A 14,724-nucleotide genomic window follows, 5' to 3' on the forward strand; every position below is an offset into this window, starting at 1 on the left:
TTCTCGAAGGTGGAGGTCGAATACGTTATATTTTATGGATATTCAATTCAAAAGGGTCGGTGAGAACCGGTGATTTCGCTGGAATGAATAATATCTTTCCCAACGAGGAGTGGGAGCCTGCTCAACCGGCATCGGATACAGAGTTGTGGCGTTATATCGATTTCACGCAGTTCGTATCCATATTGGAGAATGATGCACTCTGGTTTTCTCGTGCTGCTGGCTTCTTTGACTCATACGAGGGTGCCCTCCCACCTGGCAAACTGCGAAAGATAGCTAAAGGAGTGTCTGACCGTGTCTCTGACCCAGAGAACTTCGTTCGGGCTTTTTACGATGCATTGCGGTATTCGACCTATATCAGCTGTTGGCACGAGGCTTCCGAGGAGACTGCTTCGATGTGGCAGGTGTACCAGCAGAAGGGGAAGGAGGTAGCCATCAAAACTACTGCTTCCCAGTTCCTATCTGCACTAGACAGTAACTACGATATCGTGAGCGGCCAAGTGGAGTATATTGATTACTCTAACAGCCCAGATATCACAGTAAACCGCATCTCCCCATTCTTTTTCAAGCGGGAAAGCTTTGAACCTGAATCGGAGTTTCGAGCAGTCATCTCTAATTTCGAACCACCGGATGGCACTCCAGTCAATGAGAACTTCGTGGATAAGGTCGCACGAGAGTCCTCGCCAGGAAAGGCAGTTACTGTAGAGTCTTCAGCATTGATACAAGAAGTGTATGTCTCGCCTGTAGCAGGCGGATGGCTTGAAGCCTTAATAGGCGATGTTCTTGACACATACGGATTAGAAAGCGTCCCCGTTCATCCATCTAGTCTGAATAAGGATCCATTCAAATAACAAATATACCGTGCTACTAACAGTCGATTGCACTGGTCAAAAATCATCACAATCCAATAAACCTTTCAGACTCGGATACAGAGTAACTCGTTGAGTTCGCACCACGACTCAACGAGATGCGCCAATTAACACACGAAAACCCGCTTGAAAATCAGGATAACCATGACTGATTCCACTGGGGGGATCGATGCGTGGATAACGCATACAAGCAATCAGGAACGTATTCAGGCAGTCGTTCGAACCGTTTCGAAGCCTCGATCTTCCTCATTCATAGCAAACGAAGCAAACGTTGAGCAGAGTGTTGCACGCGACCATCTGGAAGAGCTAGCTGAGACGAACGCAGTTTTACTGATTGAGGAAGAAAACAAACGCCTCTATGGGCCAAATATGGACTATACGGCACGTGAAGCGGCCGCTGACCTGGCCTCTGAATTCGATGAGGAAGGCTTGTTAGAACTACGGGAAAAGATGGAGCGAGACATAGAAGGGTGGCGTGCAGAATTCGGCATTCCATCCCCGGAAAACCTTCGTGAGTACGCTCAAGATACAGACGAAGCGTCTGAAGCGATTCATCTTCGAAATGTTGCGAGGAAATGGGAACTCGTTCGGTATCGACTCACAGTTGTTGAGCACGCGGTAGAGCATTTCTCACGAGCTTAATGCAAAAGAGACGAGAATACACATGCCTGAATGTCAAAATTGCGGGAACCACGTGACGGAGCGCTATGTGCGAGTGTTTGCCCCGTCTGGAACAGACAATCCACGTGTTTGCCCGCAGTGCCCGGACAAGATTCGAGATGGTGCTGAAGTTCGTGACGCGAAATCTCAGCGCCGGTGACGTTCCTTTCCCTGCTGTTAGCTGGCGCTTCCCCATAAGTCAGATAACATATATCCGAAGAAGATTCTAACCTACAGGTAGAGATGCGTGAGGAATTGACGTCCGATATCATTGAAGCGATAGCGATATACAATGACGTCTGTAGTTCGGAATTGGGTTTCACATTGTATGATCATGTAGACCCTGACGCTATCAACTCTTTATCCAAACGGAGCAACAGTGTCTGGACGGTTTCATTTCGCGTTCCAACAAACAATGTGACAATCGATTCGCGCGGTAACATTCTGGTTGATGGAGACCAGGTTCTAAATTGGAAAGAAAACAACTCAATCTGTCTAGACACTGGGTAGACCACGGTTGACTCCCTCCCACGGCTGAACAGTAGTTGCTGATTTGATCGGATCAGTGGATCATCGAAAGGCGTCAGTACTCGATTCGTCTTCAATTTCGCTCGATTAGCTGTGTCCCCGTGCCTGGCCGGTGCCTAATCACAAACGAATCGCGTCAGGATCAGCCGTGACCATCACAAAAGAGTCTCCACCCTCAGTATCCTGATCCGTCCGTAGCGTGTTTACGATCGACTCGTGTATATCACGGACTGCGATAATCTGTGACCGAGGAATTATTCCTCGCTGCTCAATACGCGTCCAAAACCCTTTTTTAAGAACTAATACCTCTTCATGACTCGATTCGTGCACCACACCAGATATCTCTAACGCGTCTTCATCCCTTAACAACAACCCGTAGAGCTGGATTGTGGCGAGAGCTTCAATGAGTTCCGAACGGCGAACTGGATGGTGCATTGCAACCCTGTCTATTTCCTCGCCAAAATACCAGGTGACAATATCAATTTGACTGCGTAGATCATCGTTCACCTCGCCAGAATTCTGAATTGGTATACCCGCACTCTCTTCCATACCCTCACGTTAAAACAGACTTCTAAATAGAGGTTTTCTGAGACTAAGCACACCTGGGACTTACTTCGACCACACCAACACGATGAAAACCAAGTATCGTACCGCCACATTTCATCGAGAATCAAGGCGGATACCTCGGGGCCTGACCCTGAGGCAGTTGACATTCAGAAATCCAACTACTTTTGATAGCAGAACCATAATGATTCCTGCAATGACTGAGCCGATACGGATTCTACACCTCGACGCTGATAACGGCTACAGAGAGCAAACCTCGGCGCAGTTAGAACAAGCAGATGTGCCAATCAATGTCATCTCGGCTGCGTCTATCAGCCAAGCACTTGAAACGCTTCAAAACCAGTCCGTACATGCAATACTCAGCTCAGCACCTCTGATAAGAGAAGAGACCAGTCAAAACTCACTCGACCAAGCACTCCAACAGCAACATCGTCAAATTCCTATTTTTCTCTATTCCTCTACGGCCAGCAATCCTAATCAGAATCAGGAACCGCCCAAACTACACACAAACAGCAAGCACCTCACAAAACCGACAACCCCGGAAGAGTATTCGTTACTATCAAAATGGATCAAGAGTGAAACTGGCACGCAGAACGAGATCCTCTCCCCTTTCAACACAGTCGAAGGGTTCGCACTTTTAGATGAGACTCTCAAGTACAAAATCATTAATGAGGATCACGCCAGCACCTACGGATACGATGATACAGACGCCCTGCTGGGAACAGATTGGTTCAAACACTACGAGAAGAGTGCACGCGAGTCACTCTCAGAAAAGATACGAGAACTTCAACCAGGAGAAAGTTGGTCAAACGAATTCACCCGGGATCCTCTACCTGAATCCGTCGCCCCACACCGAGTAACAGTAACCCGGCTACAAAACGGCGAGTACGGATGTTTCGTGAAGAACTTGCAAGAGAAAAGACTGCTTGAACAAGAGCTAGAACGGAAGGAAATAATAACCGAAAACATTCCAGATATATGTCTCATAGTTAACAATGAAGGGATAGTCACGTACCAAAACCGTCTATCTGAAAACACATGGGATTACCCACTTCAAGATTTGCGAGGTGAATCTCCCCTCGAATATGTACACCCAGATGATCAAGACGCACTGTTGGCTGACTATCAGCACCTACTTTCCAATCCAGGCACTTCTCTCACCTCTGAATACCGGTTTCAAACATCGACCGGGAAATGGCGATGGTTCGAGAACCACGCTATAAATAAATGCGACAACCCCAGAATCGAAGGAATACTAGTAACTGCTCGGGATATTTCCAAACGGAAGCAACAGGAACAACAGTTGCGTAAAAGCAATGAACGACAACGCCTACTTTTCGAAAAGGCACCTGACAGTATCATCATTCACGATCGAGAAGGTAATATTCTGGAAGTGAATTCAAAAGCAGTTGAGCTAACGGGGTATTCTCGCCAGGAGCTGCTTTCGATGAAGATACAAGATATCGAGGTAGGGTTTACCGAGACACAACTAAAGCAGAACTGGGGTAGAATGTTGGCTGGCAATATCTTCCAAGCCGAAGGGAAAATCAAACGAGCCAATGATACAACCTGCCCGATTGAAGTCTGGATCAACAAAATCGATATTGATGGGAAAGCCCGTTATCTTGCCCACTCAAGAGATATTACAGAACGACGAGAACGAGAAAAAGAACTTGAAAGTGCGAAAAGTCGGCTGTCACTAGCTGTCGATGCCGCGAACGCAGGTGTCTGGGAATGGAATCTCGAAACAGACGAAATTCTCTGGGATGAGAGCACAGAACGACTATTCGGCATCAAGGACGGATCATTCAGTGGAGAGTACGATGAACTATTAGAGTATATACACCCGGAAGATAAGTCAAATTTTGATAGGAAGGTTCAGAGAATAGTTAACGATGGTGGAGAATTCACCATAGGTTTCAGAGTCAACAATGAAGCAAATGAACAGTTATGGTTAACTGCACGTGGCCGTGTCCTCGCAAGTCCCGACAGCGAATACAAACGTATGATCGGTGTTGTAATCGACAATACTGAGCAGAGAAAACAACAGGACCGGTTCGAAGCACTCGTAGAACAGTCTACAGATATCATCTCTATACTTGATGAGAACGGGACATTTCAATACCAGAGTCCATCTATCAATGAAATCCTCGGCCATGACCCTGACAGCCTAATAGGTGAAGACGCCTTCGACTACATCCATCCAGACCACCGGGAACGCATATGGGACGAATTTAAAACAGCAATCCCGGATCCAGACTCCAACCCGAAGGTGGTCTACAAGTTCAAAGCTGCGGATGGCTCATGGCGCTGGCTCGAATCCAGAGGCAATAATCAACTTAATAACCCAGCCGTTGGAGGTTTTGTGATAAACACACGCGATATAACACGACAAAAAGAATACGAGAAAGAGCTTGAAGTACAACGTGACAATCTGGAGGTTCTTAACGAAGTAGTTAGACACGACATTCGGAACAAATTAGTTCCAATCTCAGGATATACAGATATCTTAGCCGATCGTGTAGATGACGCTCATGAATCGTATCTTGAATTGATGCAAGCCAGCGTACAGGATGCGATCGAAACGACAGAGATGGCTGCGAAAGTCACCAAAATAACGCTGCAAGATGAGAACGATCTATTCCCCATTCAAATTCGAGATATTCTTGAGGACGAAGTCGCGGCTGCCGAACAAACCCATGAGGAAGCCGAGATAACTATTGAACGACCGCTTACCAGTGCGAAGGTCCTGGGTGATCAAATGCTTCCCTCGATCTTCACAAACTTACTCGATAATGCAGTCACACATAATGATGCAGAAACACCAAGAATAACGGTCTCTACAAGTGAAACAGAAAGCAAGGTCTCGATTCGCGTTGCGGATAACGGACCAGGGATCACTGACGAGAAACTTGAAAGCGTGTTCGAGAAGGGTGTCAAGGGCGTTGATAGCGACGGTACCGGTCTCGGTTTGTTCCTTGTCGATACTCTGGTAGAGCGTTATCAGGGTGGTATTTGGATCGAGAATACAGAAGTTGACGGGACTGTGTTTGTCGTCCAACTTCCGAAAGCTGACTGAGGTACTATACAATTTTCCAAATGTTGTCACGCCTTTGGGACAAGTGGATCTAGAGATTGTTGCTCAGACTTTGAGAGACCGAGTCGCTTCAGTCCGTCCAAACAGCACTGATACCCCTCCATTTCCTTTGCAACTTCACCATACGCATTGACGAGTGCAGCTTGCTTCGAGCGAATCGATAAGAATTCACGGGACTCAGAAGACAACTCAGAACGGTTAAGAAGCAGCTCCAATCGGCTTTTGATTTCTGACTCAGAAACTGGTTTTTGCGCGTAGTCATCCACCTCTAATTCGCAAATGTCGTTATCAGGTTCCAAACTTGAGACTGCCAGGATAAGGGCGTCTTCATCGAGTTTTTTAATCTCAGACGCAACTTCGTCACCTGAGATGCCTGTTAAATGCCGATCGAGGATAACAACGTCGATTGTTTGGTCGTATTTTGCGATCGCTTCTTCGCCTGTTCTTACGAACTCGACGGCGTACGAGTCGGACAAATACTCAGATAATATGTCGGCTACCATGCGTTCGTCCTCGACGATCATTATCGAGACCTGAGTCTGTTCGTGACGTTCATGCCACCCATTAAGCATATGCAAGGCTGGTAAGAGTCCTCGTCCTTTTTCCGTTAACTCATAGATTGTGATACCACTGCCCTCTACCTTCTCAGTCGTTTTGAGCACGCCCATTTCGCATAGGTCACTGAGTCCATCAGACAGCATTTTTGAGGAAATCCCATCAAGGACGGCTTCGATCTCGGAGTATCCTGCGCCGTCCAACTCGTCAACTACATAGATAATAATCGGGTGCCATTTGTAGGAGAGTATCTTCGTTGATTGCTTGACTTGCTCGACCTGGGCTGTCAGGTTGTCTTCCGTTTCGTGGTGAGCCTGAGTCATGTGGGTTTATAGTATTGTCATTACTAAGTAGGTGAGCTTTTCTGGGTGAAAGTCAGGGCTTTCTTGAGTGTCACCTGGCCATTTGTTCAGATATGTTAAACGGGGGAGGGCTTACCATAGCGTACGTTACAACTTCACTTAGTGTTAGATCGTTCACTTATGATTGGGGTTCAAACCGAGACATAGCGAACCCGCCTGCCTCGAACACGAATCAAAATCGCATTCCAAAGCCAGTCACAAACTCAACAGGACAGAGCACTACGCGATTCAATCCACCACGAGCAACCCACCATCAAGGCCCCATCAGGAACAATGGCGCAACCGAACCCAGAACCAGAGGGAAGAACACGAGTACTGATTGCACACCAGGATCTTGTTCAAGCAAAGAAACTCGCAGGTCAACTACCTCGCAATTATGCCGTAACCGCGACAGACACGCCTGGAACAATATTTTCTGAAACAGCAAAACATGTTGACGTACTGCTAATCAATTCAGATTTCTTCAACACTCTACCAAACGACATCGTGTGGGGCATAGCGTGTGGAACCACTGATTGCAAGGTGATCCTGCTAGGAGAGTCAACGCCCGTGACCGATGCGATCAGAAACGGCTTCGATGACTGCTTATAAAGCACAAGGAGAATACCTGCGGCTTCAGCCGCAGGATGAATCCGACAACTCGGAGTCAATCTACGCTGCGATAGCCACACTGAGATTTGACAATCCGTATCTTAAAGTGACAGGCAATCCTACGTATAGGTAGGAATCAGGTTGGGAACGGAGCGATTCCGGCCAGTCCTACGATGGCGGCCTGTCCGCCCCAAGCAATGAGACAGTAATCGGAACCAGTCAGGTGAACGGTCGGTTCCTATAATGAACCGATGCTGTGCCCGACTGCTGTACGCGCCACGGAAAGTAACTCCGAGTCCGTCGAAGTCTGCCGGACTCCCTGAGGCAAAAACAACTCTGGGAGTCCGAACACGATGGAGGATAGGAGTACCGGGGGCTTGGCACTCCCAGCAGTCCCACCCGCCACAGACCACGAGCATCTCCACAGATTCGTACTGTTTGGATGCTCGGTGGGGCTGTTAAACCTGAAATCTCCAACGCTCAGGATTCCTCCGCGTTCACGCGGAGGAGGATGTCAACAAGGCCAATCACGCCTGGGAAAATCGAAGAAACCGTTGAGCAAGTCTGTACTCGGCAGGTGTACGAGTCGGTAATTGATGATCTTTGGCGGGTACTCCACACGAAAGCACTTCTCCGAAAGGAACTCAACGATGAGGAAATAGAGAAATCTGATTCGTACCGCGTATTACAGCAACACCAGTCTTCTCTCGAATCCCTTGCAGACGAACTTGAGAAGGATCTTGAAAAGAAAGACTTCACCGCATTGTTCCGCGACGCAAGCTCTGGTTCTCGACTCGTACGACCCTCAGTTAACTAACTATGGATTCAACATTTACAGACAAGCTTCGTCGAATTAACCAACATTCCCCAGGGGAATCGGGATTACAGGTTTCGAGGACGGATCGCGCCATCGTCCAGGCACTTCTCAGGAACGAATACCCACTGTGGATGGTTGTCCTGGCATTTTGGGTCGTGGGTGATCTTTTGACGACAACGATCGGGCTTCAGATTCCAGGAGTCATTGAGGTCGGTCCTGTTGGACGTATTGTGGTAGCTGAATTTGGTGTATTAGGAATGATCTTATTCAAGATTGGGTTCACTAGCCTGGTTTTTGCAATTGCAGAACGCATCCCTGAGCCGCATCACGTTGGCGTTCCCATAGGACTGGCGCTTGTTGGTATTGTGGCAACTGCGTGGAATACAGTGGTCATTGCATCTGCATTCTAGTGGCCGAATGATGTTGGTGTTGGTGTTTGTATTTGACAGTCATTTGTGTTCCAATCGCATGGAGTGGGCTACTTTCGTGAAGGTGAGTCCTGGCTTACTTTGAAGTGACACTCAACTTATAAGTCGTGATTCCAACTATGTTAGTAATGGGAGAATCAGGGGAAACCGCGCCTACTAAGGAATCCACTCAGAACACCAGACTTGCAAACAAAGCAACAGCACCACTCCTCTCTCGGAGATCCACGCTGAAACGAGCTGGTGTATTCACAGCTACCCTCGGATTAGGAGCAGGCGGGTACTTCGCCTTCTTCGCTGATCAAGCAGCCGCAGCAGAAATCAACGAATTCGAACTCGACGACGTCGAGCTTGACACGGCAGACGGTCAAGTAGACGAAGTCACCGTTGAAATCACAGAGTACGAAATCGATTATTCGAATTTCAGCAGCGACGACGGTGAATTCGATGTCACGCTCTGGGGAGAATTTGATGAAGATGGAGAAGTTGAACTGGATAATGAGACTGTAGAGGTGGATGAGACACCGCACGGAGAGGTAAGTCCTGAAGCGATTGTGGGTGAGACGTACGATCTTACTGACGATGATGATTTAGAAGCAGAGGACCCGGTTGTAGAGGCTTCAGAACTGGATGTTGACGAAGGTGAGGAAGAGACGTACGAGTTCACTATCCGGACCGAGGTAGAGTATACTGGAGGAGATGAAGACATCTCAGTTAGCGATGAAACGGCTGAGTTCTCGCTCACAGTGGATAACTTCGATGGGGAAGTTGATGTGACAATTGACGGCGAAACTGGTGCGGAGCCTGTCCACGGTCCTGAAAACGGAGACTAACTTGGGACCCTGATTAGTAGATCATATGCGTTATTCACGTCGAGCGTATTTAGGTGGGTTTGGAGCCGTTATGACTGGCGGTATAGTTGCAACCACGATTGGCTCTGACAGTGTAGTCGCTAGTGAAATCAGCACTGAAAGCGGTGATTTAGACGATGTGTATATTCGAGATGCAGAAGGTGAATTGGACTCTCTCACCGTTACCTTCGATCAATTTGATGTGGTGTGTGAAAACCTGACACCGCGAGAAGGCGATCTGGAATTAACCATTAACGCAGAAGCAGGTGGCACAAGTGCAGAACTTTACGAAACGAATCTTGAGCTCACTCAACCACATGAAGAATTTTCCTTTGACGAGGTTTTCGAGGAGGAAGAGGATGCAGAACTACACATAACTGATTTTATAAGCCCGGACACGTTCGATGCTGCTGATGATGGTGACGTGACTGAAACAGAAGTCACAATCTCTATTGAAATTAAACAGGGTCAGGGGGAGGAGGGCAATAATGTTACAGTATTCTACAAAGATGAATTTACCTTTTCAGTGTTTGTTGCAAATGTAGATGAAGAGACTTTTGAAGATCCATCTGATGAGCCTTACGAAGTTGACGTTGAAGACTACTCAGAAGTAACCGCTACAATTGAAGGTGCAGCAGGAGGTCGAGGTGCAGGATCTGGCATTCTTGGAACGGGTTTACTCGAATCCTCTGGTGGGGATGGGGGGAATGGTGGTTATATCAGGGCAAGAGCAAACATTAGTCAGATTGACAAACTGAATGTGTGGGTTGGTGAAGGTGGGAAAGCACCTACGGGTGAAGACGATCCTGGCGATCAAACTGATGGACTATATTCTGGCGGAGCTGGTGGAGACAGTAGGTTTGCTGGAGGCTCTGGAGGCGGGTGTAGCGCGGTGACAACAACTGAAATTGAAGACTCAGAAGAAGATGAAAATGTATTATTACAAGAGAGCATAGCTATTGCTGATGGTGGTGGGGGCGGAAGTGCAGCGACTGGATTACTTGATTTAGGTCGTTCATCTGGGGGTGGAGGAGGAGGGCGAAATGGTCAGGGAGGAGATGGTGCATCCGGTTCCAGTAATGACGGAGACCCTGGGGATGGGCCAGTAGGAGGTGAAGAAATTGGTGGTGCAGGTGGGGATGCACCGACAAGTCTGGTTAGTAGTGGTGATAGCGGATCCGACGGCGGTCAGACACTTGGACAGTTCTCTCCAACAAAAGTTGGTGAATTAGAGATCGAGGAGCTAGACAGTGAATCGGGCGCAGGAATGGATACAGATGATGTTGAAGATGGTGGGGATGGAAAGAACGCTAAAGTTAGCCTTCAGCTAGTTGGCAAACCATTTGAACCATTAACAGACTGATAGAAGGTCCCAATAGTTTCTATCGGCGTGTAATGTCGGTGCACAACCTTCAGAGATGAGTACAAGACGAATGAAAGTGCTTTGCTCCGGCAGTGCAGGAGTAAACACAGACGCACCCGAGTAGTGTGGCGCGGGACACTTCACTGGGGATTATTGGTTGGTGTTCCTCCTGCTGTTCCTTCAATTATTATTTCGGCCGAAGGAGTTGGATCATCATCGCCATCCTCGCCATTGTCGTCATCATCTCCATTTCCGTTCGAACTTGATTCTGATTTAGAGCTTAGTAAAAAATTGCTCAGACTTTGAGCATACGAGAGGTCATATTGTTCTGATTCAACTCTGATCTCGATTTCCAGAAGTGTAACCGTCACATCGTCATCAGATGGTTCGAATTCCCCGAAATCAGACGACACCTCTGAATGATTAGCAAGATCTAATTCCTCACCAGCAAATGTTCCCGATAGACTCTCATTTGACTCTTCGCTGGATTCGATCGAAGTTGAACCGATCAACTCCTTCTCATCAGCAAACTCCGGACGAGCAAATACCGAAATAGTGAACGTATCCGGATCATCATCACTCACATCATCGAAACCTTCGTACTCAATTTCGAATTCGGTTTCCTCCCCATCAAAATACATCGCAGACAAACCAGTATGATCCGTCTCCGCCACAAACCCGTCCCAGAACGTGTCAAAACCAGCTGAGAGACGCTGACCGCGAGTTGCCGTCACTAAAGACGCGTACGTTGCAGTCGAAGTCAAATCAAACGACTGTGACTCCACGGTAATCTCAAACTCGACCGCAGTGGTTTGCTGATCTTCTCCCTCCTCAGGAGCAAACTCAGCGTAATCGTCTGACACTCCGCTGTGAGCAGCTAAATCGATCGTATTCGAGTCGAACACATCAGCGTCTAAGTCATAGAACAGGGAATCAGACGGTGTGTCTTCAACTCCAAATGAACCAGACACGAGCGTCTCCGCTTCAGAAGCAAAGTCTGGTTTCACCGCGATAGACACATTAAATTCATCGACATCATCAACTTCCCCGGAATCAAACCCGGTGTAAAGCACCTGCAAACTCATATCACTCCCACTGATAGTCACTCCCTCCGATTCGGTATCGATTGATCTGACAGTAAACGATGTAGGTAGATCTGTTACAGCATACATCGTCGGACTATCATTGGCTCCCACCCTTTGATCTGGTTCATCACCATTTCCAGAGAACAAAATATATCCAAGACCTAGCCCACTGACCGCACCGACGCCTCCTGTTGCTACTAGGATGCTTCGACGTGATGTGGCCACATCTTTGAGGTCATCAATCGAGTCAAGATCATCAATCATTCTGATACGTGATAGGGTTCGTTCGAGTTTAAAGCTTTGCAGGTAGAGCCGTTGTGAAGCATGAAATCCGCATTTCCGGTTAGTTTTGAGTGAGTCACAACTACTGCCCAGATAAGTTGGGAAAAAACAATAAATTGACTCGGGTTCAACCCGAGGCGATACGCTCAAAGAATGTTCGGCTTAACTACTGGGTAGTTCACCTTCACTTCGAATAAACTCGTCAATCAACTCTTGTTCGATATCTTCGACGAACGTCTCACCATCATCAGCCAGTGTTTCCTCACCGTGTTCAATAACCACATCACCATCACCATCACCTTCAACAATCTCACCAATCACTGTATCCTCACTATCAAGACCAGCATCATCTACCACGTACGAATCACGCAATACTGGGCCAGACTCTGCTATACTATTGTCTATTCCTAGTTGTCCGACAAGCCCGCCGGTCTGAGAATCGCCTTCTACGTCACCAGTCGCGTAAGACTCTACAACCTCTCCACTATCACTATTCAACCCGACAAATCCACCAACCATTTCGTCACCAGGCACATCACCAGACTGACCAGGCATTCTGGACTGCATCGGACCGATCCATTTTCTGTTTTCGCTTTGTTCGCGGATCGTAGTGCTTTTTGAGTACCGGGATCGAAACGTCAAACCGTTCACTTGCGCGAGAAGGGTATAATCCATTACTGAGATGATTCACGATCGCTCCCCGACGAATCGCGTGCGGGCAATATGAGTACGGACAAACGTTCAAATCCGGATCACACCCCCCATCACAAGTGATTGGTTTATTTCTTCTTACGGAATCATAATTTATTTCTGATTCATCAGGTGCCCAGCGGCAACTTGTCGCTTCATAGATCCACCTACGAAGCGTGGATTTAGACGCTCGACCCTGCTTTGTGGCAAACAGGGGCGAACGACTGTATTCATCAGTTACATCAGGGCGTACGTTATCGATGTACCATTGAATGGCGTCAATGACTCGATCTTTGACGATGACGTCTCGTTCACCATCTCCAGGTGTATTATCCTGCACCTCACCGTTTTTCAATCGAGTCCCTGTATCTGGCCGGTGTCTAAGGACAATCGTATTTTCATCCGATCTAAAATCCTTTACATCGAGTGAGTGAAGATCACCGATCCGAAGGCCACCATTGAAACCAACTTCTATGATAGCATGCATTTTCGATCCGTAGCGCTGTTCACCAAGCCGTTCGATGATGTGTCGTGCGACTGATTCCGGAATTGCTTCGTCACGTACCGTCGGGTCAAGATTTAATTCGTCTTTATCGAGAACCCTGTAAACGGCTTCATCACAGTATTGTCGTTTGGATAGCCACCGAAGCCAGCTTCGCACATTTTTTGTATATGTGAGCTGGGTTGCGTCAGCTTCGTGTTTCTGCTTGACCTCATCCACATACCTATCTACCAGTTCTATTGACAGACCTGATGGAATCGTCACTCCTTGCGCTTTTGAGAAGGCGATGAACTCGGGGATGGTTCGTTTATATTGTGCACGAGTTGCCGGACTTCGATTCTCTCTCCGTGAGAGATATCGTTCATACAGATCCTCAAGTGTGGGGGAAGACGGCGTTTTGTCATCAGACTCTGAAAGGACCTCAACGCCGACGCTATTGAGGATATCCTGAATGGTTTCTGGGTCATCGATTTGCGCTAGGGTTTCTGGGAGTGAGAGGCTCATTGTTCGTTGAGAGTTTTCGAGATTCCGGCCCACTGGATATCGCTTGGAAGAATCACTGTCTCCGAATCACTGCCCTGTTCGGATGTTCGGGCTGGTCGATCAGGTTCACGGGGCCATAGGGAGAGGTCGCTACTCGCGCGTTTCACAGAACGTCGAAGCGTCGATGATGAGGCTCGACCGTGTGGTGTTGTGAATAATGGTTTGTTCTGCTGTTCAGATGAGGTGTCTCGTTCGTGTTCCAGGTATGTGCTTATCGATTCCGCGACGTTGGCTGGTATACTTGCAGTTCGTGTGGTGTGTATGCCTGTTGAGACTGGAAGGTGCGTCTCCGGAAGATTGAGAGTTACCGTCTTGCTTTCGATGCTGATGTCGTTACAGTTGAGTTCTTGAAGTGGTGCTGGATTCGATCCTGTGTAGTAGAGGAGTGCAGCATACACGTGCGTTCGCGTGCCGTATTCAGAGCGTTGTAGATAGTTGAGAAAAGCTTCAACGTCTTCCTCAGAGACGCCGTTTGGACTTTTTTCCTGGAGGAGCGTTCCTGCGAGTTGCATTTTGACCTGAGTGGCCATGTCGGCATCATCGGGGATGTGGTGTGCTATGCGTGCCTTCTCGTGGCTTGGATCGGATTTGTGTATAACCGCGAGGAGGTTAGCTAACGTGCAGGCTTGCCCGGTGATAGTTTTGGGTTCGTACCCACGTTCCAGTTGGTAAGTTGCGTATTCTGCGACGATTTTCGCGGTGAGCTGTGGTGGGTTGTGCTGCTGGTTTATCAGCCAGGATTGGAACGCTAAGGTTGTGCTTTGATGGGACTGGTATGTGCTAAGTGCTGTGGACGTGGGTATTTGGCTGAGGTAGGTCGAAACCTCTGTTCGAAGTTGCATTCGCCATATTTATACAAGTGATGTTTCCCTGGAATAATCGAAAAACTGGTTTTTCACTGCTATATAAAAACCCCTCGTGAACTGCTACGAGCATGATGGCT

14 protein-coding genes are annotated in these 14,724 nt (G+C 47.8%); 8 read left to right on the plus strand and 6 right to left on the minus strand.

The window, feature by feature from the left end; genetic code table 11:
- The first annotated feature begins 59 nt into the window (after positions 1-59).
- The 3 genes from G6M89_RS14720 (at position 60) to G6M89_RS22865 (ending at position 2,036) form a co-directional block, all read left to right on the plus strand.
- The gene (locus tag G6M89_RS14720; protein ID WP_165162575.1) at positions 60-848 is read left to right on the plus strand and encodes a hypothetical protein; all 789 of its coding nucleotides are present in this window, start codon (positions 60-62) and stop codon (positions 846-848) included.
- Between the two features lie 162 nt (positions 849-1,010).
- Positions 1,011-1,508, plus strand: a complete 498-nt coding sequence (locus tag G6M89_RS14725; protein WP_165162576.1) for an ArsR family transcriptional regulator — start codon at positions 1,011-1,013, stop codon at positions 1,506-1,508.
- Positions 1,509-1,769: 261 nt separating this feature from the next.
- The gene (locus tag G6M89_RS22865) at positions 1,770-2,036 is read left to right on the plus strand and encodes a HalOD1 output domain-containing protein (RefSeq protein WP_165162577.1); all 267 of its coding nucleotides are present in this window, start codon (positions 1,770-1,772) and stop codon (positions 2,034-2,036) included.
- A 138-nt stretch (positions 2,037-2,174) separates the two neighbouring features.
- Here G6M89_RS22865 and G6M89_RS14735 read toward each other — a convergent pair whose 3' ends face one another.
- Entirely contained in the window at positions 2,175-2,603 is a 429-nt protein-coding gene (locus tag G6M89_RS14735; protein ID WP_165162578.1) for a hypothetical protein, read from the minus strand.
- A 211-nt stretch (positions 2,604-2,814) separates the two neighbouring features.
- Between G6M89_RS14735 and G6M89_RS14740 the strand changes: the two genes are divergently transcribed.
- Positions 2,815-5,697: a PAS domain S-box protein gene (locus tag G6M89_RS14740; protein ID WP_165162579.1), complete on the plus strand. Its 2,883-nt coding sequence runs from the start codon at positions 2,815-2,817 to the stop codon at positions 5,695-5,697.
- A gap of 26 nt (positions 5,698-5,723) precedes the next feature.
- On the opposite strand, the gene G6M89_RS14745 is transcribed toward G6M89_RS14740, so the two are convergent.
- Complete coding sequence (locus G6M89_RS14745; RefSeq protein WP_165162580.1) at positions 5,724-6,593, minus strand: response regulator; 870 nt, start codon at positions 6,591-6,593, stop codon at positions 5,724-5,726.
- 1,141 nt (positions 6,594-7,734) lie between these two features.
- On the opposite strand from G6M89_RS14745, the gene G6M89_RS14750 reads away from it, so the two are divergent.
- The 4 genes from G6M89_RS14750 (at position 7,735) to G6M89_RS14765 (ending at position 10,679) form a co-directional block, all read left to right on the plus strand.
- Entirely contained in the window at positions 7,735-8,040 is a 306-nt protein-coding gene (locus G6M89_RS14750) for a HalX domain-containing protein (protein ID WP_165162581.1), read from the plus strand.
- 2 nt (positions 8,041-8,042) lie between these two features.
- On the plus strand, positions 8,043-8,450 hold the full coding sequence (locus G6M89_RS14755) for a hypothetical protein (RefSeq protein WP_165162582.1): 408 nt from the start codon (positions 8,043-8,045) through the stop codon (positions 8,448-8,450).
- 146 nt (positions 8,451-8,596) lie between these two features.
- A complete protein-coding gene (locus G6M89_RS14760; RefSeq protein WP_165162583.1) occupies positions 8,597-9,298 on the plus strand; it encodes a DUF4097 family beta strand repeat-containing protein in 702 nt (233 codons plus the stop codon).
- Between the two features lie 70 nt (positions 9,299-9,368).
- Positions 9,369-10,679, plus strand: coding sequence for a hypothetical protein (locus G6M89_RS14765; RefSeq protein ID WP_165162584.1), 1,311 nt, complete (start codon positions 9,369-9,371; stop codon positions 10,677-10,679).
- 140 nt (positions 10,680-10,819) lie between these two features.
- On the opposite strand, the gene G6M89_RS14770 is transcribed toward G6M89_RS14765, so the two are convergent.
- From G6M89_RS14770 to G6M89_RS14785, 4 genes are all read right to left on the minus strand, one after another.
- Positions 10,820-12,028, minus strand: coding sequence for a hypothetical protein (locus tag G6M89_RS14770; protein ID WP_165162585.1), 1,209 nt, complete (start codon positions 12,026-12,028; stop codon positions 10,820-10,822).
- A gap of 180 nt (positions 12,029-12,208) precedes the next feature.
- Positions 12,209-12,580: a GLUG motif-containing protein gene (locus tag G6M89_RS14775; RefSeq protein WP_206335564.1), complete on the minus strand. Its 372-nt coding sequence runs from the start codon at positions 12,578-12,580 to the stop codon at positions 12,209-12,211.
- 1 nt (position 12,581) lies between these two features.
- Positions 12,582-13,742: a site-specific integrase gene (locus tag G6M89_RS14780; protein WP_165162587.1), complete on the minus strand. Its 1,161-nt coding sequence runs from the start codon at positions 13,740-13,742 to the stop codon at positions 12,582-12,584.
- Complete coding sequence (locus G6M89_RS14785) at positions 13,739-14,623, minus strand: site-specific integrase (protein WP_165162588.1); 885 nt, start codon at positions 14,621-14,623, stop codon at positions 13,739-13,741. The genes G6M89_RS14780 and G6M89_RS14785 overlap by 4 nt, the downstream gene beginning before the upstream one ends.
- Positions 14,624-14,724 lie beyond the last annotated feature (101 nt).

Origin of the sequence: Natronolimnobius sp. AArcel1, from assembly GCF_011043775.1 — an archaeon.
Classification (GTDB): domain Archaea; phylum Halobacteriota; class Halobacteria; order Halobacteriales; family Natrialbaceae; genus Natronolimnobius.

Excerpts from the sequence above, each read along its gene's own strand:
- G6M89_RS14745 (WP_165162580.1), bottom strand. The coding sequence starts at position 6,593 with ATGACTCAGGCTCACCACGAAACGGAAGACAACCTGACAGCCCAGGTC.
- G6M89_RS14755 (WP_165162582.1), top strand. The coding sequence starts at position 8,043 with ATGGATTCAACATTTACAGACAAGCTTCGTCGAATTAACCAACATTCC.
- G6M89_RS14785 (WP_165162588.1), bottom strand. The coding sequence starts at position 14,623 with ATGCAACTTCGAACAGAGGTTTCGACCTACCTCAGCCAAATACCCACG.
- G6M89_RS14735 (WP_165162578.1), bottom strand. The coding sequence starts at position 2,603 with ATGGAAGAGAGTGCGGGTATACCAATTCAGAATTCTGGCGAGGTGAAC.
- G6M89_RS14760 (WP_165162583.1), top strand. The coding sequence starts at position 8,597 with ATGGGAGAATCAGGGGAAACCGCGCCTACTAAGGAATCCACTCAGAAC.
- G6M89_RS14770 (WP_165162585.1), bottom strand. The coding sequence starts at position 12,028 with ATGATTGATGATCTTGACTCGATTGATGACCTCAAAGATGTGGCCACA.
- G6M89_RS14765 (WP_165162584.1), top strand. The coding sequence starts at position 9,369 with ATGACTGGCGGTATAGTTGCAACCACGATTGGCTCTGACAGTGTAGTC.
- G6M89_RS14725 (WP_165162576.1), top strand. The coding sequence starts at position 1,011 with ATGACTGATTCCACTGGGGGGATCGATGCGTGGATAACGCATACAAGC.
- G6M89_RS14740 (WP_165162579.1), top strand. The coding sequence starts at position 2,815 with ATGACTGAGCCGATACGGATTCTACACCTCGACGCTGATAACGGCTAC.
- G6M89_RS22865 (WP_165162577.1), top strand. The coding sequence starts at position 1,770 with ATGCGTGAGGAATTGACGTCCGATATCATTGAAGCGATAGCGATATAC.
- G6M89_RS14750 (WP_165162581.1), top strand. The coding sequence starts at position 7,735 with ATGTCAACAAGGCCAATCACGCCTGGGAAAATCGAAGAAACCGTTGAG.
- G6M89_RS14780 (WP_165162587.1), bottom strand. The coding sequence starts at position 13,742 with ATGAGCCTCTCACTCCCAGAAACCCTAGCGCAAATCGATGACCCAGAA.